This is a genomic window from Chryseolinea soli, assembly GCF_003589925.1.
GTDB lineage: Bacteria > Bacteroidota > Bacteroidia > Cytophagales > Cyclobacteriaceae > Chryseolinea > Chryseolinea soli.
The window spans coordinates 7,147,131-7,172,993 of record NZ_CP032382.1; the positions used below are offsets into that span (position 1 = coordinate 7,147,131).

The window sequence follows — 25,863 nt, forward strand, 5'->3', positions numbered from 1 at the left end:
ACACGTACCGAATTACGTGTGACAACTTCGGTTTGATCTTTTTTCAATCCTTTGAAAAAAAGTCTGCAATCGTTGTCAGGGGCAAATTCATTCTGCCTGTAGTTAAAGGTATAGCAGTTGATAAATCGCAGATATGGATCAGACGCCACAGGAAATAAAAGCATTGATCATTCGGTTCTTACAGCGTGAGACCACGGAGGCGGAGATCGCCGTGTTGCAGGCATGGATCCGCGAGGATGATGTCCATCGCCAGTATTTTGATGAGATCAATGTCACCTATCAAACTACCGTCACCTTGGGGAGGTTCAATCCCGAGAAGATCGATGCTGCTTGGAAATCGCTCAACCAGCGCATCGAAGAAGATAAAAGATCCAACGACCCCTCTTTGTTCTCCCCTATTCTTCGCCGAACATTTCTTAAAGTCGCGGCGACCATATCCATCCTTGCCATGGTCGCTTATGGGCTCCACACGTTCTGGAACAAAGCAGCACTTTCCAGAGGGGCGGTGGTCTATCATTCCAAAAATCTCAGCACGCGGGTAGACCTTCCCGATGGCAGCAAGGTGTGGTTGAACACCAACAGCTCGCTGGAATACGATAACGGCTTTGGCCTTGTGCATCGCAAGGTGGTGCTCACGGGGGAAGCTTTCTTCGATGTGGAGAAAAGTCAACAGGATTTTATCGTCAGCACCAAAACCATTTCCATCTATGTGAAGGGCACGCGGTTCAACGTGCAAGCCTACGACGATACCGACGTGCGGACCACACTGGAAGAAGGGAAAGTAGAGCTGAAAGTAAAAGGCGGCCGCGAGCTCTACGCCATGAAACCGGGCGACCAGATCATCGTGAATACCGAGCTCAAAAAAGTGGTGAAAGACAAAGTAGACCCCTCCGACTACAGTGCGTGGAAAGAAGAACGCCTCGTGTTCGACAACGTGCCGTTGTCGGAGATCGTGTTGAAGCTCGAGAACCGCTACAAGGTGAACATCGTCATCGATACGGCCTTGGCGCAGCGCGAGCGGCTCACGATGACCATTGAACATGAGACCATCGATGAAGTGATGGAGCTGATCCGGCTTTCGTCGCAGATCAAATACAAAAAGGAAAAGAGTCAAATCGTCATTTATGAATAAAAACTAAAACACTCGTTAAACCCCAACTTAACCCTAATCGCTATGAAGTACTTCTATCAATGTTTGCACCCGCGGCCGATGCCTCCGGGGCGCACGAAGTTGTTTAATCGTTCTCTCCTGCTGGTGGTCGTGCTCCTGGGCTTGAGCCCCGTCCCTGTCCGGGCGACCACACACCGGCAAGCCGTTTTCTCCATTGAACTTCATTTGAAAGATGCCACGCTGAAAGAAGCGTTGCGCGAGATCGAGCGCCAGACATCCTACAGTTTTGTGCTCAACGAAAGCAAATTCAAATACGCGACGCGCCGTGTCACGCTGAACCTGAAAGCCAACAACATCGAGCAGGTGCTCGACACGTTGCTGAACGGCACCAACATCACGTATCAGATCCGGAAAAAGCAGATCACCCTCATCCCCCCGAAGGATGATCGCATGCAACTCATTCCCCTGGCCGACTCCGGCGGAGGATTTTCCGGCATCAACGTGCCCTTCAACACCGGCGATCAGTTCCCCGGCATGGCCGCGCCTGATTTCACGGTGAAAGGCACCATCACCGATGAAGGCGGTAGCGCGCTGCCCGGTGTGAACGTGTTGGTGAAAGGCACTACCGTTGGAACGGTGACCGATGCCGGCGGAAACTTTTCGATCAATGTGCCCGACGAAGATGCTGTGCTCGTCCTGAGCTTTATCGGCTACGAGACGAAAGAAATCCCTGTGAATGCACAGAGCGTCATCACCGCTTCGCTTGCTCCCGACACGAAAACGTTGGAGGAAGTGGTGGTGATCGGTTATGGTACGCAGAAGAAATCGGACTTGACCGGATCGGTGGGAACCGTGAAGGCGGAAGATATTCAGGAGCGCCAGTTGCCCTCCGTGTCGCAGGCGCTTGCCGGCAAAGTTACCGGTGTGGCGGTGAACATCAACTCGGGTCGTCCGGGTGGGCAGACCAACGTGCGCATCCGCGGGTTCAGCTCCATCAGCACCTCCAACAACCCGTTGTATGTGATCGACGGTGTGATCATGCCGGTGGGTACGCAAACCAACGGCTCGTATCCGTTGAACAATGCCATCGACAACATCAACCCCAGCGATATTGCTTCCATGGAAGTGTTGAAGGATGCTTCCGCCACGGCAATCTATGGAGCACGCGGCGCCAACGGGGTGATCCTCATCACCACCAAGCGCGGCAGCACGTCAGGTGGCAAAGTATCATACGACATGCAAATGAGCGTACCTACCATCGGGCCCAATCGCGTACACATGCTGAATGCGAAGGAGTTCCTTGCTACAGAGCAACTGGGTTGGGACAACATCAAAACCTATGATCCCGCCGGCTGGAATCCTGCTACGCAAACCCACTCTTCGGGGCGACGCAATCCCGCATTGGACCGCACGAACCCTGCGCTCTTCGATGCCAACGGCAACCCGCTTTATGACACCGACTGGTTCAAGGAGTCGACGCAAAACAAAATGTCGCAAAACCACCAGCTGTCTTTCACCGGTGGCAACAAGGACAACTCGTATGGCGTGTTCCTGGGCTATCGCAACGACAACGGGTTGTTGCTGAACTCCTACCTGAAGCGCTATTCGGGAAGATTTGTGTTCGACAGTCAGTTGAAGCCTTGGTTGAAAGTGGGCGGAAGCCTGGGCTATAACAACCAGGAAGAAAACATCGTCGACTTTGGAACGGGTGGTTTGAACTCGGTGCGGATGATCACGGAAGCGCTGCCCATTTTGCCGGTGCGCTATCCGGACGGCACGTTCTCGCACAACAAGAATTATTCGCCGTCGATGGAAGGCGGTCAGAACCCGGTCGACCTGATGACCAGTAGAAAATATATCTTGTTAAGCCGGACCGTACTTGGCAACGTTTACGCCAACATCAAGATCGCCGAAGGACTGGAACTGCGCTCCACGTTGGGCACAAACATCCTGGAGCGCGAACAAAATCAATATGACGGACGGCCTGCGCCGGAAACGCCTTCATATGTGTTTCCCGACAACCAAAAAGGATCGGCCCGCGTGCAGAACAACCGCGAGACCTTCTGGTCGTTCGAAAACTACCTGACCTATAACAAACAATTTGGTGACATTCACAACCTGACGGCGCTTGCCGGGATCTCCTGGCAAGAGACCAACATCTACTGGTTCCAGGCCCGTTCGCAGACGTTTATCACCGACTTCCTCGATACCAACAACCTGGGAAGCGCCGCGAACTTCCTGCCCTCGCCTCCGGTGGAATCCAACCGCAGCCGGTTTGCTTTCAACTCTTACTTCGGACGGATCAACTACGCCCTAAAGGAAAAATACTTACTGACCGTAACCGGTCGTATGGATGGTTCATCCAAATTCGGCGAGTCCAACAAGTATGCGTTCTTCCCATCGGCCGCGTTGGCCTGGCGTGTAACGAAAGAGCCCTTCCTGGTGGACAACCCTGTGATCTCCAACTTGAAATTGCGGACCAGCTACGGCTTCACGGGTAACTCGGAAATAAATTCTTATTCGGCGCTTCCTTCGCTGCGCACCGTGACCAGTGTGGCCAGCAATGCCAAGACCATTGGCGTAGCGTTGAACCGCCTGGGCAACTCGGGATTGCAATGGGAGAAGACCGCACAAACCGATATTGGTGTGGAGTTGGGCTTGTTCCAAAACCGCGTCAACATCGAAGCTGACATCTACTATCGCAAGACCACCGACATGCTGTTAGATGCACCGTTGCCGACGTCGTCGGGCTATGCGTCGATCGTGCGCAACGTGGGGAGCATGGAGAACAAGGGCATTGAGTTGGCTTTGAACACAGTGAACATTCAAACCGATAATTTCACCTGGAATACCATCTTCAATATTTCCATCAACCGGAACAAAGTGCTGAAGCTGGCGACCCCCGCTCCTATTTTTGGCGTGGGTAATCCCAACTTCACCAACCAGACCGGCGTGATCAAGGAAGGAGAACCTGTAGGTTCGTTCTGGGGGCTCGTGCGCCTGGGCACCTGGAGCACAGCGGAAGCCGCCGAGGCCGCCAAATATGGTGTGAACAGCTATCGCGGCACGGGCAAGCCCATCTTGCCGGGCGATGTGAAATACCTCGATGTGAATGGCGACTACCAGATCAACGATGCCGACCGCATGATCATTGGCAATGGCAATCCGAAATCGTATGGATCGTTCATCAACACCCTGAAATACAAGAACTGGGACCTGACGGTCGACTTGCAATATTCGTATGGAAACGATGTGTTGAACATGACACATCACTCCGGCGAAGACCGCACGGGCCTGGCCAACAGCTTCAACTCCGTGTTGGGCGCCTGGACACCTGAGAATCAGAATTCGGACATTGCCGCCGTGCGCGACTCCAAGGCCGGCTATGTGTCGAACGTGGACACGCGTTGGCTGGAAGACGGATCGTTCTTGCGCGGACGGAATTTGCTCATCGGCTATTCGTTCAACTCGAACCTGACGGAGCGGTTGCACATCAGCCGCCTGCGCATCTATGCGTCGACGCAAAACTTTTTCCTGAAGACCAACTTCACGGGCAACGATCCGGAAGTGTCTACCTACACCACCCCGTTTGCACAAGGGCAGACCTTCTTCGACTATCCTAAACCGACCACTTATATGCTGGGCCTGAGCCTCGGTTTATAATCACCTCTAAACAACAGAAAGATGAAGCGATTCAATTATAAACATACGACCCACTTGTTGCTCGCGGGCAGCTTGTGGCTGGCGGCGGGATGTTCGGATTTTCTAAAAGAAGCAGACCCTTCCAACATCGCACCGGCCACGTTTTTCACGGTGCCCGAACACGCCCAAGCCGCGGTGGACGGCACCTACGAGAACCTCCGTTTTCACGGTGACGGCGCCGGGATCTTTTCGGCCAACTTCCAGATGCTGGACGCCTTTAGCGGCACGGCCGAAACCGAAACCGGCCAGAACTCCGACCTCAACAACTTGTACAGCTTTCAACACACGGGCGACAACCTGCACCTGAGCCAGTGGTGGCGACAGTTGTATGAAGGCATCGGCAACGCCAACCTCGCCATCGAGAAAATTCCGACCATACCGGCCATCAAAGAAGCCGATTCCAAAAAATGGGTGGGACAAGCGAAGTTCCTCCGCGCCTTCCACTACTTCTGGCTGGTGCGTTTGTGGGGCGATGTGCCCTTGCTGACCAAGCCGATCTACAGCTTCACCGCACCGGAAGTGACGCCGGGCCGCGCCTCTGTGGCCGAAGTGTATGCACTGATCGAAGCGGATTTGATGGATGCCGAAAATGCAGGACTGCCCTGGACCGATCTGGCGGGCAGAGCTTCGCTGTCGGCCGTGAAGTCGTTGCTGGCGAATGTGTATCTGACCGAAGCCGGCTACCCGCTGGACAAAGGTGGCGAGTATTATCAAAAGGCTGCCGCCAAGGCGAAGGAAGTGATCGACTACTCGATTGCCAACCCCGGGCAGGTGAACTTGTTCGCCTCCTATGACGATCTGCACAACAATGCGACGGAGAACCGGATCGAACACATCTTCCAGATCCAATATGCCGCGGGCATCGCGAACAGCAACTACCAGTCGTATTTTCTTCCCAACAACACGAACATCACCGCCTCGGGCGAAGTGGGCACGACCGTTCCCACAGCTTCGTTCCTGAATTCGTTTGAGGTCGGCGACAAGCGTGTGCAAGAGAAGCAATTTTTCTTCTCGTCGTATTATGCCGGTGGCGATGGCGCCGTGTTCCCTTTGAACAAGCCCTACATCTTCAAGCATTTCGACGTGATCGCGAACGGCTCGCCCGGCAATTCGGGCACGGGCAACGCGGGCTTGAATTATCCCCTGATACGGTTTGCAGAAGTGTTGCTGACGTATGCGGAAGCACAGAACGAATCCGGCGGTCCCTCGGTGGAGGCCTATGCGGCGGTGAACCGCATTCGCAGCCGGGCGAACCTGACCGACCTTTCGGGGCTGTCGCAATCGCAATTCCGCGAGGCGGTGTGGCGCGAGCGGTGGCACGAGCTGTGCTATGAAGGCATCACCTGGTTTGACATGGTGCGCTTGCGCAAAATTTATAAGGACAATACCAGCACTTTCGAAGATTTTGTGGGGGGCACCCTGAGCACCGCCGTGGTGCTGCAGCAGAAACATTTGCTGCTGCCGTTGCCTGCGGGCGATTTCCGCAACAATCCGAATTTGCGGCCTGATAATCCGGGATGGTAGTACAAGGCAGACGGTCTTGAAATAATCCTAGTTTGGTTGATCCCTGCTCGCGGAATGTTTTCGGGGCAGGGATTTTTTTCTTAGCTTTCCCCGGGACTGTCCCTATGATCGCCACATCATTTAATCGTGACGTTCATATAAAACCACATTCAGCTCATTGGAAAAGAAGTACCTTTAATGTAAGCTCAATAAATATCTATGCCCGAATTTCAAATCAAGAAAACTCAGAAGGCCTACGACGTGTGTATCGTAGGTTCCGGTGCCGGCGGCGGAATGGCTGCTTATGTGTTGGCGAATGCCGGAATTAAAGTGGTGTTGCTGGAAGCTGGCCCCCTCTATGACCCTGCAAAAAATGTTACCCAACTCAAATGGCCCTGGGAGTCGCCCCGCCGCGGTGCGAGCACCCCCCTGCGCAATTTCGGTGACTTCGATGCGGCCTATGGCGGATGGGAACTGGAAGGCGAGCCCTACACCCACAAGAATGGCACCGAGTTCGACTGGTTCCGTTCGCGCATGGTGGGCGGCCGCACCAACCACTGGGGCAGAATTTCATTGCGCTTTGGCCCCAAAGATTTCAAACACCGCAGCCATGATGGTCTCGGCGACGACTGGCCGATCGGCTACGAAGATGTGGCCCCCTTTTACGACAAAGTAGATAAACTGGTGGGCGTGTTCGGCTCGGTAGAAAACCTGCCCAACGAACCCGACGGCATCTTCCTGCCCCCGCCCAAACCGCGTCTCCACGAGCTCTTCATCAAAGAAGGCGCGAAGAAAATGAATATCCCCGTGATCCCTTCACGGCTCTCCATCCTCACCAAGGCCATCAACAAAGAAAGAGGACAGTGTTTCTACTGCAGCCAGTGTAACCGCGGCTGTACGGTGCACGCCGACTTTTCCTCCTCTTCGGTATTGGTGAAACCGGCCATTGCCACAGGCAATGTCGATATCATCCCCAACGCCATGGTGCGCGAAGTGCTCACCAACGACGAGGGTAAAGCAACCGGTGTTTCGTTTGTGAACAAAGACGACAAACAAGAATATTCCGTGACGGCAAAGGTCGTGATCCTGGCGGCCAGCGCTTGCGAATCGGCACGTTTGATGTTGAATTCCAAGTCGTCGCGTCACCCCAACGGCCTCTCCAATTCCAGCGACGTCGTGGGTCGTTACCTGCACGACTCTACCGGAGCCGACATGGGCGGTATCATCCCTAAACTGATCGGCCGGAAGCGCTACAACGAAGACGGGGTTGGCGGTATGCACGTATACACCCCGTGGTGGCTCGACAACAAGAAACTGGACTTCGCCCGCGGCTATCACATCGAATACTACGGCGGCATGGGCATGCCGGGCTATGGCTTTGGATTTGGTATCCAAGGCACGAACGGCAAATACCCCGGCCGTGACGGCAAGGTGAAAGATGCTGGTGGCTATGGCGCTTCGCTGAAAGATGACTACCGCTACTTCTACGGCGCCGCCTTCGGCATGTCGGGACGCGGCGAGGCCATTGCCTTGCGCGACAACTATTGCGAGATCGATCCGAACACCGTCGATAAATACGGTATCCCCGTGTTGCGCTTCCATTACAAGTGGAGCGACCACGAGATCAAACAGGCCAAGCACATGAAGGAAACCTTTGCGGAGATCATCCACAATTCCGGTGGCGTGGTGACCTGGGGGAACGATGGCACCAAGGAAAATCAATATGGCCTCGAAGCACCCGGTCGCATCATCCACGAAGTGGGCACCACCCGCATGGGCAACGACCCGAAAAATTCGGCCCTGAACAAATACAACCAGGCGCACGAATGCAAGAACCTGTTTGTGGTGGACGGCGGACCGTTTGTGTCGCAAGCCGACAAGAACCCGACCTGGACCATTCTGGCCCTCTCCATGCGTGCATCGGAATACATTATCGACGAACTGAAAAAACAAAATCTATAATCTACCATTATGGACAGAAGAAAATATTTAAAAACACTTGCCGTAGGATCCGTTGGCGCCGGCGTGTTGCTCGAAGCTTGTAACACAGACAAGAAGCCCGAAACTACCGCAACAGCTCCCGCAGCAACGGAGTTGAAATACGATCGCAATGCAGCCGAAGTGGAACGCGAGGCCAAACTTAAGGCCGAGACCTTCTTCGACGCGCATGAAATGAAAACCATCACCGTGCTGGCAGACATCATCATCCCCAAGGATGCCACCTCGGGCAGCGCCAGCGAGGCAGGTGTGCCGGACTTTATCGCCTTTATTGTAAAAGATATGCCGCGCTATCAAACGCCGTTGCGCGGCGGTCTGAAATGGCTGGACCTACAGTGCATGAACCGCTTCAATGCCGACTTCGCCTCTTGCACACCGCAGCAGCAGATCGAATTGGTGGACCTCATCGCCTATCCCGAAAAAGCAAAACCCGAACACCAACAGGGCGTGGCTTTCTTCAACACGATGCGCGATCTGACAGCCACCGGATTCTTCACCAGCAAGATGGGCATCACCGACCTGGGTTATGTGGGTAACCAACCCAACCAGTGGAACGGCGTGCCGCAAGACGTGTTGGATCAGTATGGCTTGAAGTACGATGAGCGCACGCTGGAGATCAGCGTGAAGTTCGATGCGTAGGCATCCCTTCGATACGTAGAACAGGAACAATCAGAAACCCCAAATAAGACGTATGCCTTTAAAGAAAACGACCATTCCTTCGGTAAGCCGCAGGAATTTCATGAAGCAAGCCGGGCTTGCTGCAGCGGCCTTTACCATTGTGCCCCGTCATGTACTGGGCGGTGTGGGATATAAGGCCCCCAGCGACAAAATTTATGTAGCCGGCATTGGTGCGGGCGGAAAAGGCGAAGGCGACATTGCCCAGTTCGCGAAAAGCGGCAAGGCAGAGATCGCATTCCTTTGTGATGTGGACGATCGCCGCGCGGCGAAATCCGTTGCCGCCTTCCCGAAAGCGAAGTACTACAAGGACTATCGCATCATGCTCGAGAAAGAACACAAGAGCATCGATGCGGTTTCGGTCTCCACCCCCGACCACAACCACGCGGTGCAGGCCATGGCCGCCATGCAATTGGGCAAACACGTCTACGTTCAAAAACCTTTGACGCACGACATCTTTGAAGCCCGCGCATTGACGGAGGCTGCCAAGAAATACAAGGTCGTTACCCAAATGGGCAACCAGGGCTCGTCCGGCGACGGCGTGCGCCAATTGATGGAGTGGTACAACGCCGGCACGATCGGCGACGTGCACACCGTCTATTGCTGGACCAACCGCCCCGTTTGGCCACAAGGCATAGCATGGTCTGAAAACAAAGCACAAGTACCCAAAGAATTGGATTGGGATCTGTGGCTCGGCACCGCTCCCTACAAGGATTTTGTAGACAAGCTCGTTCCCTTTAACTGGCGCGGCTGGTGGGATTATGGCACCGGCGCCCTGGGCGACATGGGTTGCCACATTGTGGAACCACCGTTCCGCGTGTTGGGATTGAAATATCCCACGGATGTGACCGCCAGCGTCGGCAGCGTTTATGTTGACGAATTCAAACGCGGCTATTTCCCCGACAGCTGTCCTCCTTCTTCCTATGTGATCCTGACCTTCCCCGGCCAAAACGGAAAGTCGGACATCAAGATGCACTGGATGGACGGCGGCATTCAGCCCCCCAGACCCGAAGAACTGGGCCCCAACGAAACGATGGGCGACGGCGGCAACGGCGTGATCTTCATCGGCACAAAAGGCAAGATGATGTGCGGTACCTATGGTATGTACCCCAGCTTGCTGCCCACCTCGAAGAACAACGAAGTGAAAGTGACACAAACCATCAAGCGCGTTCCCAACGGCGCAGAAGGTCACTATGCTCAATGGGTGGAAGCGTGTCTCGCCGGCTACGGCAAAATGGAAGTGAGCTCCCCGTTCGAGATCGCCGGTCCGCTGACCGAAACGGTGTTGATGGGCAACCTCGCCATCCGCAGCCACGACGTGCGCTACCCGAAGAAAGACAAACCCGATCAGTTCGACTACCCCGGCCGCAACATCAAGTTGCTCTGGGATGGCGCAAACATGAAGGTGACCAACTTCGACGATGCCAACCAGTTTGTGAAACGCGAATACCGCAACGGGTGGAAGCTTTCATAGGTTGAAATATAAACGGTTTAGAGAGAGGCTGCTCATTTGGGCAGCCTCTTTGTTTTTTATAACATCCCCGGTTTCCATAAAAGAGCTATTTACAGTAGCCATAGCGTTGCCAATAGCCTTAGTCTTGAGTCTTTAGTTCTGAACAATGAGTTGATAGTGACTAAAAATTCACGACTCGTTCGACAAGCGTCTTTTGTCGAAAAAAATTTATCATCTGTTATCCGGAAATTGTAAGATATTACTCCTTTCGTGTTTTTCGTCGACCAACCAGAGCAGTCGCGTTTCTTTTCTTGTGGATTTTGTCTAATTTTTTACTGTTTAAAGAAATCATTCACGCTAAACAACCCGATCATGCCTTTGAAGAAAAAAGAAATTCCATCCCCGCATTCGCTTTCTCGAAGAGACTTCATTCGTAATGCAGGGGTTGCTGCTGCAGCCTTCACCATTCTGCCCCGCTTTGTGTTGGGCGGCAAAGGCTATGTTCCGCCCAGCGACACGCTCTACATCGCCGGCATTGGCGTGGGCGGAAAAGGCGAGAGCGATCTTACCGGATTTGCAAAAAATCCAAAAGCCAAGATCGCTTTTCTCTGTGATGTCGATGATCGTATGGCGGTGAAGTCGAAGGCCAATTTCCCGCAAGCGAAATACTACAGAGACTTCCGCGCGATGCTCGACAAAGAAGCCAAGAACATCGACGCCGTTTCGGTGTCCACGCCAGACCACACACACGCGGTGGCTGCTATGGCCGCCATCCAGCGTGGCAAGCATGTGTATGTGCAGAAGCCCCTCACCTATTCGATTTTTGAAGCCCGCGCGCTGGCAGAAGCCGCCAAGAAATATAAAGTGGTGACGCAAATGGGCAACCAATATGCCTCTGCAGACCACGTGCGCACCGCCAAGGAGATGATCGACGCCGGGCTCATCGGCGAGGTCACCAAAGTACAAACCTGGACCAACCGTCCCGTATGGCCGCAAGGCATCCCTACGCCCACGGGAAAATTCAAGGTGCCCGCCGAACTGGATTGGGATCTGTGGCTCGGTCCCTCCAAGTTCATCGACTACAACCCCGCGTATCTCCCCTTCAACTGGAGAGGCTGGTGGAACTTCGGCACCGGCGCACTGGGCGACATGGCCTGCCACATCATGGCCGCCGCCTTCCGCATCCTGCCCATCGACTTCCCCACGGAAGTAGAATGCAGCACCACTACGGCGTGGTCGGGATTCTTTGAGGAAGCCCACTACAACGAAAGCTGTCCCGCATCCTCCATCATCTATATGAAATTTCCCCGCAAGGACGGCAAGGGCAATATCCAATTCTCCTGGACCGACGGTGGCCTCTTACCAAAACGTCCCGAAGAACTTCTCCCCGATGAACAACTCGGCGACTACGGAAGCGGCTACATTTTCGAAGGCACCAAAGGCAAGCTCGCAGGATGCTACAACATCCCACCCACGCTGCTCCCAACATCGCTCATGAAAACCGTGACGCTGCCCAAACAAACCATCCCACGCATTGCCGGCGGCGAAGAAGGTCACTATACACAATGGGTAGACGCCTGCCTTCAAGGCTATGGCAAAATGCAATTGAGCTCTCCGTTCGAATACGCAGGCCCCTTCACCGAAGCCGTCCTAATGGGCAACCTGGCCCTCCGCAGCTACGCGATGCAGGGACCCAATGGCACCACCCCCGGAAGAAAGACGTTGCTGTGGGACGCGAAGAACATGAAGATCACAAACTTTGATGAAGCAAACCAATTTGTGAAGCGGGAGTATCGGGAGGGGTGGATGTTGTAGTCAGGAGTCAGGAGTCAGGAGCCAGGAGTCAGGAGCCAGAAGCTTGTTCTCGGCATTCCAGTAGTCAGCATTCAGTGGCTAGGGCCAGTGGCCAGTTGTCTTGTGCTTAACTTGAATAGTCAAGACTTGATCTGACAGTCAGATCAAATCTTGACTATTTCATTTAAATGCAGATTGGCCTCTGCGTTTTTCTCCTGGCTCACGAGCTACTAACTACTGGCTCCAGGATTCTAGCTCGTGAATTCCAACGCCGGAGATTCTGGCTCCTGGCTCCTGGCTTCTGGCTCCTGAACTTGATATACCGCATTCCCCACCTGGCTCAACGGCAAATTCATTCCCATGACCGATTCGCTGTGTCCCAGGAATAGCAATCCTCCGGGGCGCAACAGGTTGCAGAATTTTCGGATCACTTGTTCTTGGGTGGGCTTTTCAAAATAGATGAGCACGTTGCGGCAGAAGATGATGTCGAGGTCATGCTTGGCCAGGCCGTAGTTGTCGTGCATGAGGTTGACGCGTTTGTATTGGATCTTCGTCCGGTAGTGGGGTTTTATTTTAACCTGTTTGGGATCGGCCTTGTCGCACATGAAATAAGTGTGTCTCATCCCGGAGGGAACGGTCTGCATTTTTTCTACATCGTATTCGCCATGGCACGCGGTGTGCATGACACGGGTGGAGATGTCGCTGGCCAGCAGGGTGTAGGTGAGTTTGGGATGGATCTTTTTGTATTCTTCCAGCGTCATCAGCAAGGAGTAGGGCTCTTCGCCTGTGGAGCATCCGGCGGACCAGATTTTCAGATTGTCGCAGTTGTTTTCTTGTTGGTGGCGGGGAAGAAATTGCTGGGTTAAAAATTGGAAGTGTGAGGCTTCGCGGAAAAATTCGGTCTTGTGGGTAGTGATGAGATCGAGCACGTGGAGAAGCTCGTCTTCGCTGCTTCCGCTATTGAGAATAAAGTCCACAAACTCTTTGTAGGAACTCATGGCCAGGTTTTTCACCTTTTCATCGAGGTGGTTTTCCAATATGGACTTTTTTGTTGCCGGCAGCTGGATGCCATACGTTTGCGTGACGTATTGGCTCAGGCGGGCAAAACTTTCTTCATCCATACGGAAAAATCCATTGGTGGGAGTTTCCATGAACAGGTGTGGGGTTAGAGAGGGTTTGATTTGGGGCCGTTGATCACAAAAGATCGTCCTTCATCCGAGGTTATCCATTGTTTAAGGCATGTTCGATCTGCGAAAAAAACATTTCGGCGCGGTATGGCTTTTTGATCCATGCCGACAAGCCGGCTTCTTTCGCGGCGCGCATTTTATCGGGATTGCTTTCGGTAGTGAGGAACACCACCGGCACATTGGCGATGGAAGGATTGGCCTTGATTTTTTGGAGGAGCTCGAAGCCCGTGCAATCGGGCATGTTATAGTCCGTCAGCACCAGGTTCACTTCGGGTTTGCCGGCCAGCAATTGGTAAGCATGAGTTCCGTTGGCGGCGCCCACCGTGTCGTATCCCTTTCGTTGCAAGATCTCGCAGACGAAGTCGCGGATGCTGGCAAAATCTTCTACCACTAAAATCGTTTTTTTCATCGGGGGACTTTTTATCGATCTACGCATCGAAGGTATTGGGATTTGTTCCCCACTCCTCGCGACAATGAGCAGACGGGCAGCAGAACTTAGCAGGTGGTCTATACGGATCGAAAGCGTGAAGGAAAGGAATCGAAATGAAGAGCTGGTGGGTTTATGTTAGCAAGTGAAAGCGAACGAACGTTATCACCCCTAAACATTATAAGCGGCGAACTTCCATGAAATCGTCTTCACACGAATGGTGATAAAAAGAAAAAGGCCTCGTGATCGTCTATCACAAAGGCCTTTTGAAATCCTGCAACCTAAACCCTAACCTATGCGCAGGAAAAATTACTGTTGTGTTACAAAGGTGCATCCCCTTGGCCGGCCCCGAAACCCCTAGTGCGCAAGTGGTGGGTTTGGTTGAGTAAGTGGGAAAAGAATTTATTACCCGTCGGCATTTTCAGAGCAAGCCCAATGACGCAGCGTCAATCACGGGTATGGAAATGCTGATCCGTTGTTTCTCGGTGGAGAGAAAATGTACGTTCACGCGGGCATTCAGCTTCCAGGCGATCTTCTGGGCGGCAAAGAAATTGAGCAACCGCGGGTAGTGGATCATATCCGTGTAGATGAACTCTTCCTGGCGCATGGCTTTCCGCATGGCGTCTTCCACAAAAAAGCCGTGTGCACCAATGGTGATGCTCAATTCCCGATCTTCCACCAAAAGGCGGAAAAAGATCTGGTTATTCAACTTGCTCTTGGGAAGCGACAATAAATAGAGCAGCAAATTGGTGAGCAGCGATTTTAACAGCACCTCGTTCACCCCTTTCAGGTTTTCGCGTGGCGCCGAATAGTGGAACTCCAGGAAGTCCACAAAGGCGTTCTGTTCGATCACCTTCCGGAGCAAAGCTTCGAAGGTATTGAAGTTGATGCTGTTTTCGGGAGCGTTATCCTCGTCGTCCGACTGCGCGAGGTATACCATGTGATACAGCCGTTCGTCCAGTTTCTGAGCATGGGCGTCCAGTAATTGCAGGATCCGGTCGAGTTCGGAGTTGTCTTCGCGGATCCGCAGCAAGTTCAACAGCCCTTGCATGGTGGCCAGCGGGCCGCGCAGGTCGTGGGCGGCACGGTAAATGAATTTATCCAGCTCGGCTTTCTTCTGTTGCAGTTGCTGGTTGATCAGTTGAACCTCGTCGAGGTTTCGTATCTTCAAAATAATGCGACCGTTGATGTCGCTGATCAGCCCCAGGTAAAAACCGGAAATGCCGATGGTGACCAGGCGGTTGCTTTTCGTGTAGAACCCCACCTGCCGCTCTTCAAAATAGCCTGCTGCCAGTTCTTTCTGTAACAATTGGACAACATCTTCTTCCCGCGCGAGGTAGTTGATGGACTTACCAGCCAATTCCTCGTTGGTGAACTCCAGAAAATCCAGCACGTTCTGACTGATCACGTTGATGTTGAACTGAAGGTCGACCACCATCGAATCCAAAAAAATAGTAGGTAATTTCTGACGGAGCGACTCCGAGGAAATCAATCTTGACGAAATGTCCGGCTCACTGAGGTTCATAGTACTTAACAAAAAAAGAAGTCCCGGTCCGCCTGTTGGAAGACCGGGCACAACTCTATTCAACCTAACCCTAATCTCTTAAATGTTAATTTTGTTTTACACCCCAATTCCAGGTCAAGATCCATTGCGCAAACTGGCTTTGCTGAGGGGCGCGTGCCGTGGTCATTGCTTTCAACGTTTCGATCGAAGTAGGAATGGTAACCCATTCTACGGCCACAGAACCGACTGTGCCGTTCACATACACCTGGATGGCCGAGTTCGTCACTTTTTTGTTGTTCATGGGAATTGTGTTTTAACTATTTGGATCGAATACGGTTGCAGCGGATTGTTTCGCCTGGCCGTGTAAAATGATATACAATTGTACGACAGACAAAGGCCTTGGTGAAGACAAAATGAGCAGGTGGGAACAGTGAGTGAGCAGGTGGCGGACGCCTCCGAAACACAGCGAATGCCGGCCATTTTACCCGGTAGACAAACCTGTTTGTATTTCAGGCATTTCTTACACCGATCTTATTTAGAAAGGCTTCTTTCTTCCGTTTTGAGACGTCCAACGAAATATCATTGTTCAAAATGACGTAGCCGCCCTCGCCTTTCACGTATTTTTTGATGGAATTGAGATTGATGAGGTAGGAATTGTGGATGCGGAAAAAATTGTGTTCGGAAAGCAGGTCCTCATAGTCCTTGAGGGTTTTGCTGACAAGGTATTTCTTGCCGTCGGCGGTGTAGATCTGGGTGTAGTTGCTGGAGGCTTCGCAATAAAGAATGTCGTTGGTTTTTATAAAAATGAGCCCTTCCAACGTTGGCAACGCCAGTTTATAGTTTTCGGAGGAACTCACCCCTACTTTCAGGTTTTGCACCAGTTCCGTGAGCCGGCTGGCGATGTTTCCGTTCATGCGTTTTTCCACCTTCCCCACCGCCTTCTTCAATTCCTCGATATCGATAGGCTTCAACAGGTAGTCGATCGCTGAGAACCGGAAGGCCTTGATGGCGTATTCAGAGTAGGCCGTCGTAAAGATCACTTCAAAGGTGATGTCCTTCAATTTGGTGAGCAAATCAAAACCGGTTTCGCGTTGGAGTTGGATGTCGAGAAAGACAATGTCGGGTTTGTCACGCTCAATGGCCAGAATGGCTTCGGCCACATCCTGGCAAAGGGAACTCACTTCCACGCCTTCCACAAAATCATGCAAGAGAATCTGAAGACTTTCCCGGCTCTTCGATTCATCGTCAACAATTATGGCTTTAAGCATACTGGTATAGAGGGGGGTAAGCGTATCTTAAAATCGTCATGACTCTCTCCTAACAATGGGAACAAACCTAATGAAAGGCGCCTACCCAAGATATTAAGAAATTGATATTTTCTTACATCCTGATCCAAATCTTTACCTGGGTTCCGGTAGCCTTGCCGTCTTCAAAAAGGTCTATCACCTCGTAAGAGGCTTCGTCTTCTTCGTTTATCAGTTTCAAGCGTTCTTCCGTGAGCACGGTGCCCATGGATTTATGTTGCGGGAAGTTCTGCTGCCGCAGCTTCCGGGCGGCCTCGCGGCCAATACCGTCGTCCTCTATCTCGAACAGCACCCGGTCTTCGTCTTCCCGCACGCGAATGCACAACTTGCCCTTGTCCCGTTTGTTGTACAGCCCATGCAAAATAGCATTTTCCACGTAAGGCTGGATAAGAAGGGACGGTATTTCGATGTTGTCGAGGTCCAGGTCCGGGCTTATCTCGAAAACACAGACAAATTTGTCCTCAAAACGAACCAACTCCAGGTTCACATAATGCTGCAACAACTCGATCTCGTCGGCCAGCTTGATCTTGTTCTTCACCGAGTTGGTGAGAATGCCGCGAATCAGCTTCGAAAATGTCGACAAATAATTGATGGCGTTCAGGCGGTCGTTCTTGGCAATAAAAAACTGGATGGAATTGAGGGCATTGAAGATAAAGTGCGGGTTCATCACCGATCGCAAGGCCATCAGTTTCAGTTCGCCGATCTTCTTGTTGGCCTCCATCAACTCGCGTTCGCGCACGACGCGGTCGGTGACGTTGCGCGAATAAATGGCAGCTCCCACCACACTGTGTCCTTCGATGATCGGGTTCACGGAGTATTGCAGGTGTGCGTTGTTCAGCTCGCCCTCGGTTAGCACGATCTCACCGGCCAAGGCACGCTTGAAAAGGGTGGTCCAATATTCCAGCATCTCGGCAGGCACCTTGTCGCGCGACTCTTCGATGATCTGCTGCCCCACTTCATAGGTCAGCCCATACCAGTCGCGCATGTAGTTGACAAAGTTATTGTTCAGCGCCATCAACCGGAACTCTTTGTCCACCGACCAGATGCTCATGTCGGAGTTGTTGATGATGGCGTTCATGTTCAGTTCGCTCTGCCGGATCTTTTGCTCGGCCAGCCTCCGTTCGGTAATGTCTTCGGCAAACACGGTGATGCCCGAGATGAAATCGTTGCGCACGATGGGGCTTAGCGAATATTGAAACTCGCGGTCGCGGAAACGCTTCTCCACTTTCAACGTCTCGCCCGAAAGGACGCGCTCATACCACCCCATCCACTCTTCCAACTGATCCTGCTGGTAGGCCCGCTGAAAGAAATCCAGGATGCTCTGCCCCACCTCCAGGTCTACGCCATAGGTCTGCTTCATATACTTCTTCCAGGGCTGGTTCAGGGAGGTCAATTGGTATTGCCGGTTCAGCGACCAGATAAAGAATTCGTTGTTGTTGATGGTGGCGTTCAGGTTGGCTTCGCTGGAGATGAGCCGCGCTTCGGCTTCCTTCCGTTCCGTGATGTCGCGCACGATGGTGATGATGTGCCGCTCGCCGCCCAACGAGAAACAACTGGACGCGATGGTGCCGTAGAACGTATCGCCATCTTTTTTTATGAAGGTGGCCTCGTAGTAAGCCTCGCCTTCTTTGAAAAGCTGTTCGAAATAATGCTGCCGGTCCTCCATCTTCAGCCAGAGGTTGAAGTCGTTGCTGGAATGGCCGATCACCTCCTCGCGTTTGTAGTGCGAGACTTCCTCCAACTTGCTGTTGGCCTCCACCAGCACCATGTCGCGCTCGCGGAAGATCAGCGTGAGGTCGGGGTTCAGGTCGAAGGCTTTCTGGAATTTCTCCTCGGCCGCCTTGCGCTGCGAAATGTCCTGGATCACCGAAATGATAAAATTCTTTCCTTCGATCTCGATGCGGCTGCTGCTCAAGGCAATCTGGATGGTGCGCCCCTCTTTCCGCCGCCAGGTGCACTCGATCGAAGCCCGGCTCTCCGTGAAGTACTGGGAATAGTAAGCCTGTCGCTCATTACTGTCTACAAAAAAAGCAAAGTCGATCGCCGACTTTCCGATCACTTCCTGACGCGTATAGCCCAGCACCTGGAACACTTTTTCGTTGGCGTCGATGATCACCATGTCGTCTTCCCGCGTGATGGTCATCAGGTCGGGATTGTTGCGGAAGGCTTTAGCAAACTTTTCTTCGCTGGCCTTCAGGCGCTCCTCGGCTTCTTTAAAATACGTGATGTCGTAGGTAAGCCCCAGGATCCTTCCAAAGTTGTCGCCTTCCTGTACCGGGTAGGCCGTGATGCGTACCCATTTCTTGTAACCCAAAGGAGTAATCGTATGGGCCGTGATGTCGAAGGGTAGGTTTTGGCTGCGGGTCATGTTCTGGAATGCTTCCTTCACGAGGTGGCCGCTGTGCTCGTCAAACAACCGGTGGATCTCCGAGAGGTCGTTCACATTGAAGCTGTGATCCACGCCGTAGATGCTGTACATTTCGTTGGACCAGAACATCGTCTTTGACCGCAGGTCGTATTCCCAACTGCCGATCTTGGCCAGGCGCTGGGACTGGGTGAGGATGAATTCGCGCTCCGACAGGATCCGCACATTTTCGGAGAGCTGTTCGTTGATCTGGCGAAGCTCTTCTTCCGTGCTGGTCAGCTCCTCTTCACGCAAGGCCAGCTCTTCATTTAGTCCACGTTGAAATTGCAAGGCTTCTTCCAACACCTTTTCGCGCTGGCGCTCGCGGGTGATGTCAACCCAACCGCCCAATGCGCGCTGGGCTTTTCCGGAAGGGTCGCGGATAATGGTGGCCTGGTCCAGCATCGATGCATAGGTGCCATCTTTTTTCCGGACCCGGTACACATCGATGTAGCGCGTGGCATTCGACAACAACATGTCGTTAAAATATTTCACCACACGGTCGCGATCTTCTTCGTGGATGGAGGCGGCCCAGTCGTCCAGGGAATAGTCCACTTTTTTTAATCCGAATTCGTCCAACGCTTTGCTGCCACTGTACCACGACAACGTGTGGGTGCCCATGTCGAGATCCCACATGGCGGCGTTGGATATTTCGGAGATAAGTTTGAAACGCTCCGTCTCGGCCTCCAGCTTGGACAGGGTTTCTTCGAGGATGTTTTTCTCCCGTTGCTGATCGCTGATGTCTTTCCATGAACCCACCACCCGGTAGGCTTCGCCGTCGGGATGACGGAGAAATTTCATGTGGTCTTCGATATAGTAGTAAGCGTCCTTGCCGCGATAGCGATAAAAATGCCGGAAGGTTGTTGCCGTTTTATCGGCCAGTGCATTTTGGAAACCTGAAACGGCCTGTTCACGATCGTCGGGGTGAACGCCGTGCATCCAGAAGTCGTCGGGCAGGTCGTCGGTGATGTTGTACTTTGTCCGGTTCTCCGTCGATGCCAACCAGGCGCCCTTACCGGTTTTTATATCCTTGATCCAAACGGCTTCCGAGGTGATCTCAAAAATTGTTGCTAAAAATTCCGGCCCAAGCGCTCCATTTAATAGCTGATCCTGAAGTGTATTCACACCTTGAAATTACAAAATAAACTTTTTGGTTTCACCGGGGGCCGGGAAGAATGCTTTTTATTTGAACGCCACATCCTACCTTTACAAACCCCATGACCGAAAAGCTATTCACCTACGAAAATACAACCCTGCATTATGCCGTTGCCGGCGCGGGGCCGGAGGTGTTGCTGCTTTTCCATGGCTTTGGTCAGGACCACACCGCGTTCGAAGCCTTCGACAAAATACTATCGCCCCGCTATACGCTCTATGCTTTCGATCTCTACTTCCACGGACAAAGCACATGGGGCATGGGTGAATCGCCGTTGTTAAAAAGCTATTGGAAAAAAATCATACAGGCATTTTGTGAGACCTTGCCCGTGGCAACCTTCACGGTAGCCGGCTTTAGCCTGGGGGGAAAATTTGCCTTGGCCACCCTGGAGGCATTCCCCGAACGAACAAAGGGCATCGTGCTCATGGCACCCGACGGCATCAAGACCAGCTTCTGGTATAGCCTTGCCACCTATCCCCTGTTTTTCCGTTGGCTGTTCAAAAGCATGATCCTCCACCCGGGCACGTTTATGATCCTCTCGCGGGTGCTCTATACGCTGGGTGTAATGGACAAAGGTTTGATCCGGTTTGCCGAACGCCAGATGAACACACAAGAAAAGCGCGAGCAAGTATATTACTCGTGGGTCGTGTTCCGGCATCTGTGTTTTGATTTGAAGAACATGGCTTCGCTCGTCAATGCGCACCACATCCCGCTGACTTTGTTTGTCGGAAAATATGATAAGGTGATCCGTCCTGAAAACATGAACCGGTTGCTAAAGCATCTGAATACGTATCGCTTTGAAGTGCTGGACAGCGGTCACAATACCATCATCCGCGAGAGCCTGGCGCATTGGAAAACACCGGACGAAACGGGCTCCTGATACGTGAACCATGGCTTAAATTCCTGGCCGGGTTGTTGCTATCATGATCATAACAACTATGCTTTTTATAAATATTTATCATTGACTATCAGTCAATTACAACTTAAAAAGTACTTGTTTAAACAAATATATCGAACTTCTTCTACCTTTATTTCACCAAAAAACAAGAAACTACATTTATGAAAAAAATGAACACACTCTTCGCCCTCCTGTTTGCTTCAGCCGGGGTGTTTGCCCAGACGATGTGGAACGTCGACAAGAACCACACGAATATCCAGTTCAACGTATCCCACATGGTGGTATCGGAAGTGAACGGGAGCTTCACCGATTTCACAGGTGCAGTGAAAAGCAAAACCGATGACTTTAACGGCGCCGATGTAGAGTTCACCGCCAAGGTGGCTTCCATCAGCACCAACAACGAGAAAAGAGACGGCCACTTGAAGTCGGATGACTTCTTCAACGCCGAAAAATTCCCTGAAGTTAAATTCAAAGGCACCCTCGTGAAAGAAAATGGCAAATACCTGTTGAAGGGCAACCTCACACTTCGCGACGTGACCAAGCCCGTGACCTTCGATGTTACGTATGGTGGTACCGTTGACACCGGCAATGGTGTTAAAGCCGGTTTCAAACTGAACGGCAAGATCAACCGTCTGGAGTACGGCCTGAAGTGGAGCAACAAACTTGCAAACGGCGAAATGGTCGTAGGTGACCAGGTTGAGATCGTCTGCAAAATCGAATTGAACAAGGCAGCAGCCTAATTTATCAAGCGACCCCTGTTCAATTCCGGCAGGGGTCGTTCTTTTTTACCGTATGAAAATCGAAGACGAGATCAAGCAGAAAAAATTCATCAACGCGCACCAAAAGGCGGTCATCAACCTGGTGTATACCACGAACTGGATGCAGGGCAAGCACCAGGAGGTGTTCAAGTCCTTTAACATCACGCCGCAGCAATTCAATATCCTGCGCATCCTCAAGGGACAACATCCCAACAGCACCTCGGCCACCGAGATCAAAGCCCGCATGCTGGACAGGAACTCCGATGTTTCGCGCTTGCTGGACCGGCTGGTCGCCAAAAATGTGATCGTCAAAAAAGCGTGCCCCACCGACAAGCGCGCCTTCGATGTGAACCTGACCGAGGCCGGGCTGGAGTTGCTCCGCACCCTCGACAAAAAACAAAGCGAGCTGGACAACATCCTCAACCTTTCGGAAGAAGAGGCTTACCAGCTCAGCGATCTGTTGGATAAGAGCAGGGGCTAACGATCAGATCTTCGCCAGCTCTTCCCGCACAAAATCCATCAATTCCTTTATGTACTCGCGGCTGAAATTGAATTCGATGCCCGCCGCTTTATAGATCTCCGGGATAGAACGAATATAACCGAGCTTCAACGCGTTCTGATACCCCGCCAAACCCTTTGCCGGATTCTTCCGGAAGTTGCGCCACACGGCGATAGCACCCAATTGCGCCATACCATATTCGATATAATAGAACGGCACTTCGTATAAGTGCAACTGCTTCTGCCAGAGATAATCCTTCGCGGCTTGCAACGACGACCAATCGGTGACGGTGTCGGCAAACTGATCGAAGATCGCATTCCACTCTTGCGTGCGCTGCGGCAGCGTGTGTTGGGGGTGTGTATACAACCAATGTTGAAAGCGATCGATGGTGGCCACCCACGGGAGGGTTTCAATAATGTCTTCCAGGTGTTCGCGCTTAGCGCGTTTCAATTCTGCCTCGTCGGTAAAGAACACATCCCAATGATCCAGCGAGATCAACTCCATCGACATGGATGCCAACTCAGCCACTTCCGAAGGGGTTGACTTGAATTCGTTTAACTCCAGGTCGCGGGTGAGAAAGTTGTGAATGGCGTGGCCTCCCTCGTGCATGATGGTCACCATGTCGCGCAGGGTGGACGTGGCATTCATAAAAATGAAGGGCACACCAATCTCCGCCAGCGGGTAATTGTAACCCCCGGGAGCTTTTCCCTTTCTCGACTCCAGGTCTAAGTGGCCCATGGCTTTCATGATGGCCAGGCATTGTCCCAGGAACGGGTCGAGGCGGCGGAACACTTCAATGGTTTTGTCGGTCAGTTCCTTGCCGTTGGTGAAGGGCTTCAAGGCTTCGCGTCCTTCGGGGTCTACGGCTTTATCCCAGGGGCGTAACTGGCTTACGCCGAGGGCTTCTTTGCGCTCTTTGGAGAACTTGTCAAGAATAGGGACCACTTCGTGTTGAATGGCTTCGTGAAAATCGAAACAATCCTGGGGCGTGTAGTCGAACCGTCCCAGGGCTTTGAACATGTAGTCTCTGAAATTTGTGAAATCGGCATTGACCGACACCTGGTGGCGAAGTTTGATGAGCGTGGAAAAAAGATCGTTCAGCACGTCCTTATCCTGCAAGCGGCGTGCACTGATCTTGTGATAGACCTCTTCCCGTTTCGCGCGATCGGTCGACATCAGGTAGACGGAAGCCTGTTGCAGCGTCAACTCCTTGCCATCCACTTCGATGGTCATGGCACCATTGAGTTGCGCGTATTTTTGCGTTTCGGTATTGATCTCGGTATACAACGGCACGTTCGCATCGCGAAATATTTCGATCTCCTTTTTCAGACTGCGGATCATGATGTTGTATCCTTCTTTGCTCGCCAGCTCGTTCAGGTACGGGGAAGCCGCAGCCTGTTTGTTCAGTTGGTCGGCCACCGGTGCCATTTGGGGCTGGATGTTCTCGATGAAATCCTGGTAGCTCTTGCGGTATTCTTCGTTGTCGGTGTAGCAGGTCATGCGGATATAGCGCCATGCCATGTCTTCGGCCAGCACGGATTCGATCTCACTGCGGTCTGAAAACCACTTCTTCAGGTCCTGTACCGAGTTCAATTTGCGTTCCAGCAGGTTGTCGAAAAGCGGTTTCAAACCATCCCACGTGGTCACTTTAAAGTCTTCGGTCGCAAATTTACGGGTAGGGCGTTGGGGAATCTCTAGCACGTCTGCCATATACTTTTATAGAATAGTTATAGTGATGTTGCACGATGCAACACTGATTTTACGGCGAAAGGTTCGAAAATAGTAAAAGACTCCAACACTTGCGAATCACCCCGACGGCCGAAACCTAAAGGCGGCAAAACAAAAAAGTCTCCCGTGGAAAGGAGACTTTTTATATAAACCCAAAAAGTGAAACGTAGTGCTTACTTGGATTGCGCCGTCGAGGTACAGATTTCGTCAACAAAATCGCGCCATTGCAACGACGTGGGCGTGCCGTACTCGAACAGCTTGGTCAGGTCGTCCATTACCGTGAGCGGCAATTGGAAGGCCACCAGAATACCTTTGATGTAGGTGATCTCGTTTTCGTTTACTTGACGGTTGGCATACACCAACTCCATCAGGTCGAACAACATGTTCATGCGGTTGGCCACCGATTCGGGCAAGAACACGTCGTGTTTGGTGGTATCTTGTAAGAGCTCGTCGATCTGCCAAGCTTTCAACCCACGACGCAGCCCAATGCGGGTGATCAGTGCCTTCTCCTCCGCTTCCAGCGAGCCATCGGCCGAAGCAAGCACGATAAGGTTCCTCAGGTAGTTGCGTTTAAAGCTGGAACGCTGATGTTCAAAAAAGCTGGTCATGGTATTTGTTAGTTTTCTGTTGTTTCCTGACATATAATGAAAAATCATTCCAAACCCTCTTCAATTCGGGAGACTTCATAAAACGGCCAAAATGAGGTGTTTTAGCGGTTTTCTGCGCGTTACCCATGCGATTCAAAGAGAAACAAAGTCCCACAAAAGGCACATTGTTTCCAAAATGGGAATGTAATAACTTTTCTTTTTTACGCTCGTTTCCCCCAGATATGCTCCTCCACCAGTTTCCGGATCTGGCCTGGCTGAAAGTACAAGCCGAAAAAAACTTTGCCGACCGGCAGGGTTGGGGTGGTCGCGAGCTGCCGCACGAAGGATGGCCCAATGTCGCCCTCCAGGTTTCGGCTACGGAAACCTGTCGCGACAATATCCGGGGGCCGCTGTCGCTTTTTATGAACCTGTCCGGCGAAAGCGTCGTCACCGCGGGCAAGCGACGGGTGGTTGTTCCGGAGGATTTCTTTTTCGTTACCAATCCGGACCAATACTATACGCTGGAGATCGAACGCCGCCAGGCCGCAGAAACATTCAACATCCATTTTGGTGATTATTTTGCCGATCAGGTCTTCCACGCCTTCTCCCCTTCCGAAGCACACCTCCTCGACCATCCCTTTGAATGCCCGCACGAGCGACTGGAATTTCACAACCGTCTCCATCATCGCAGTCCCGAATTGAATCGCATCGTTGCCGAGATCAGTCAGGCGCCTGAATTGCCATCCCTATGGCTGGAAGAAAAATTGACGGACGTGGTTTATCTTTTATTAAGCGAAGAAAAAAAACTCCTCTCCCTTCGCGCCGGCCTGCCGGTGCTAAAGTCTTCCACCCGCGCCGAGATCTTGCGCAGGCTTCTTCAGGTGACCGACTACATCCATACGCATCTTGACAAGGACATTTCGCTGGAGCAATTGTCGCGCATCGCCTGTCTTTCTAAATTTCATTTTTTGCGTTTGTTCAAGGTGGCTTTCCAGGCCACGCCCTATCAGTTCATCAACACCGAGCGCATCCGCAGGGCGAAAAAAATGATGCAGCACACGACGTTGGAGGTGCAGGAGGTGGCCAAGACGTTGGGATATGAAAATGCCAGTGCGTTTAGCCGGATGTTCTTCCGGCAAGTAGGTATGTATCCCTCACAACTGCGGGGTTGAAGATCA

Annotated in this window: 19 protein-coding genes; 11 read left to right on the forward strand and 8 right to left on the reverse strand. The window is 52.3% G+C overall.

From position 1 onward, the window contains the following. Window positions 1–133: 133 nt before the first annotated feature. The 7 genes from D4L85_RS29655 (at window position 134) to D4L85_RS29685 (ending at window position 12,257) form a co-directional block, all read left to right on the forward strand. Window positions 134–1,132, forward strand: coding sequence for a FecR family protein (locus D4L85_RS29655; RefSeq protein ID WP_119757750.1), 999 nt, complete (start codon window positions 134–136; stop codon window positions 1,130–1,132). 42 nt (window positions 1,133–1,174) lie between these two features. Continuing rightward, on the forward strand, window positions 1,175–4,774 hold the full coding sequence (locus D4L85_RS29660; RefSeq protein ID WP_119757751.1) for a TonB-dependent receptor: 3,600 nt from the start codon (window positions 1,175–1,177) through the stop codon (window positions 4,772–4,774). A 21-nt stretch (window positions 4,775–4,795) separates the two neighbouring features. Then, entirely contained in the window at window positions 4,796–6,337 is a 1,542-nt protein-coding gene (locus D4L85_RS29665; protein ID WP_119757752.1) for a RagB/SusD family nutrient uptake outer membrane protein, read from the forward strand. Between the two features lie 198 nt (window positions 6,338–6,535). Further along, window positions 6,536–8,278 carry a GMC family oxidoreductase gene (locus D4L85_RS29670; protein ID WP_119757753.1) on the forward strand — a complete coding sequence of 581 codons (1,743 nt, stop codon included), beginning with the start codon at window positions 6,536–6,538 and terminating at the stop codon, window positions 8,276–8,278. A gap of 9 nt (window positions 8,279–8,287) precedes the next feature. Further along, window positions 8,288–8,953, forward strand: coding sequence for a gluconate 2-dehydrogenase subunit 3 family protein (locus D4L85_RS29675; protein WP_119757754.1), 666 nt, complete (start codon window positions 8,288–8,290; stop codon window positions 8,951–8,953). A gap of 52 nt (window positions 8,954–9,005) precedes the next feature. Then, window positions 9,006–10,463, forward strand: a complete 1,458-nt coding sequence (locus D4L85_RS29680) for a Gfo/Idh/MocA family protein (RefSeq protein WP_119757755.1) — start codon at window positions 9,006–9,008, stop codon at window positions 10,461–10,463. 351 nt (window positions 10,464–10,814) lie between these two features. Beyond that, window positions 10,815–12,257: a Gfo/Idh/MocA family protein gene (locus tag D4L85_RS29685; RefSeq protein WP_119757756.1), complete on the forward strand. Its 1,443-nt coding sequence runs from the start codon at window positions 10,815–10,817 to the stop codon at window positions 12,255–12,257. Between the two features lie 230 nt (window positions 12,258–12,487). On the opposite strand, the gene D4L85_RS29690 is transcribed toward D4L85_RS29685, so the two are convergent. From D4L85_RS29690 to D4L85_RS29715, 6 genes are all read right to left on the reverse strand, one after another. Continuing rightward, on the reverse strand, window positions 12,488–13,387 hold the full coding sequence (locus D4L85_RS29690) for a CheR family methyltransferase (protein ID WP_119757757.1): 900 nt from the start codon (window positions 13,385–13,387) through the stop codon (window positions 12,488–12,490). Between the two features lie 70 nt (window positions 13,388–13,457). After that, window positions 13,458–13,832: a response regulator gene (locus tag D4L85_RS29695; protein WP_160144088.1), complete on the reverse strand. Its 375-nt coding sequence runs from the start codon at window positions 13,830–13,832 to the stop codon at window positions 13,458–13,460. 439 nt (window positions 13,833–14,271) lie between these two features. Further along, on the reverse strand, window positions 14,272–15,375 hold the full coding sequence (locus tag D4L85_RS29700; protein WP_119757759.1) for a histidine kinase dimerization/phospho-acceptor domain-containing protein: 1,104 nt from the start codon (window positions 15,373–15,375) through the stop codon (window positions 14,272–14,274). Window positions 15,376–15,460: 85 nt separating this feature from the next. Next, window positions 15,461–15,655 (reverse strand): hypothetical protein, encoded by a 195-nt coding sequence (locus D4L85_RS29705; RefSeq protein WP_119757760.1) that lies wholly within the window; start codon window positions 15,653–15,655, stop codon window positions 15,461–15,463. Between the two features lie 208 nt (window positions 15,656–15,863). Continuing rightward, entirely contained in the window at window positions 15,864–16,622 is a 759-nt protein-coding gene (locus D4L85_RS29710; RefSeq protein WP_119757761.1) for a LytR/AlgR family response regulator transcription factor, read from the reverse strand. Between the two features lie 112 nt (window positions 16,623–16,734). Next, entirely contained in the window at window positions 16,735–20,187 is a 3,453-nt protein-coding gene (locus D4L85_RS29715) for a PAS domain S-box protein (RefSeq protein ID WP_119757762.1), read from the reverse strand. A 92-nt stretch (window positions 20,188–20,279) separates the two neighbouring features. Here D4L85_RS29715 and D4L85_RS29720 point away from each other — a divergent pair, with 92 nt between their 5' ends. The 3 genes from D4L85_RS29720 to D4L85_RS29730 all read left to right on the forward strand — a co-directional run bounded on the left by D4L85_RS29720 (window position 20,280) and on the right by D4L85_RS29730 (window position 22,352). Further along, window positions 20,280–21,095, forward strand: a complete 816-nt coding sequence (locus D4L85_RS29720; protein ID WP_119757763.1) for an alpha/beta fold hydrolase — start codon at window positions 20,280–20,282, stop codon at window positions 21,093–21,095. Window positions 21,096–21,274: 179 nt separating this feature from the next. Beyond that, window positions 21,275–21,853: a YceI family protein gene (locus tag D4L85_RS29725; RefSeq protein ID WP_119757764.1), complete on the forward strand. Its 579-nt coding sequence runs from the start codon at window positions 21,275–21,277 to the stop codon at window positions 21,851–21,853. A gap of 52 nt (window positions 21,854–21,905) precedes the next feature. Further along, window positions 21,906–22,352 carry a MarR family winged helix-turn-helix transcriptional regulator gene (locus D4L85_RS29730; protein ID WP_119757765.1) on the forward strand — a complete coding sequence of 149 codons (447 nt, stop codon included), beginning with the start codon at window positions 21,906–21,908 and terminating at the stop codon, window positions 22,350–22,352. 3 nt (window positions 22,353–22,355) lie between these two features. Here D4L85_RS29730 and D4L85_RS29735 read toward each other — a convergent pair whose 3' ends face one another. Continuing rightward, window positions 22,356–24,080, reverse strand: coding sequence for a M3 family oligoendopeptidase (locus D4L85_RS29735; RefSeq protein WP_119757766.1), 1,725 nt, complete (start codon window positions 24,078–24,080; stop codon window positions 22,356–22,358). A gap of 191 nt (window positions 24,081–24,271) precedes the next feature. After that, window positions 24,272–24,706: a tellurite resistance TerB family protein gene (locus D4L85_RS29740; protein WP_119757767.1), complete on the reverse strand. Its 435-nt coding sequence runs from the start codon at window positions 24,704–24,706 to the stop codon at window positions 24,272–24,274. A gap of 221 nt (window positions 24,707–24,927) precedes the next feature. Here D4L85_RS29740 and D4L85_RS29745 point away from each other — a divergent pair, with 221 nt between their 5' ends. Continuing rightward, on the forward strand, window positions 24,928–25,857 hold the full coding sequence (locus tag D4L85_RS29745) for an AraC family transcriptional regulator (RefSeq protein WP_160144089.1): 930 nt from the start codon (window positions 24,928–24,930) through the stop codon (window positions 25,855–25,857). Window positions 25,858–25,863 lie beyond the last annotated feature (6 nt).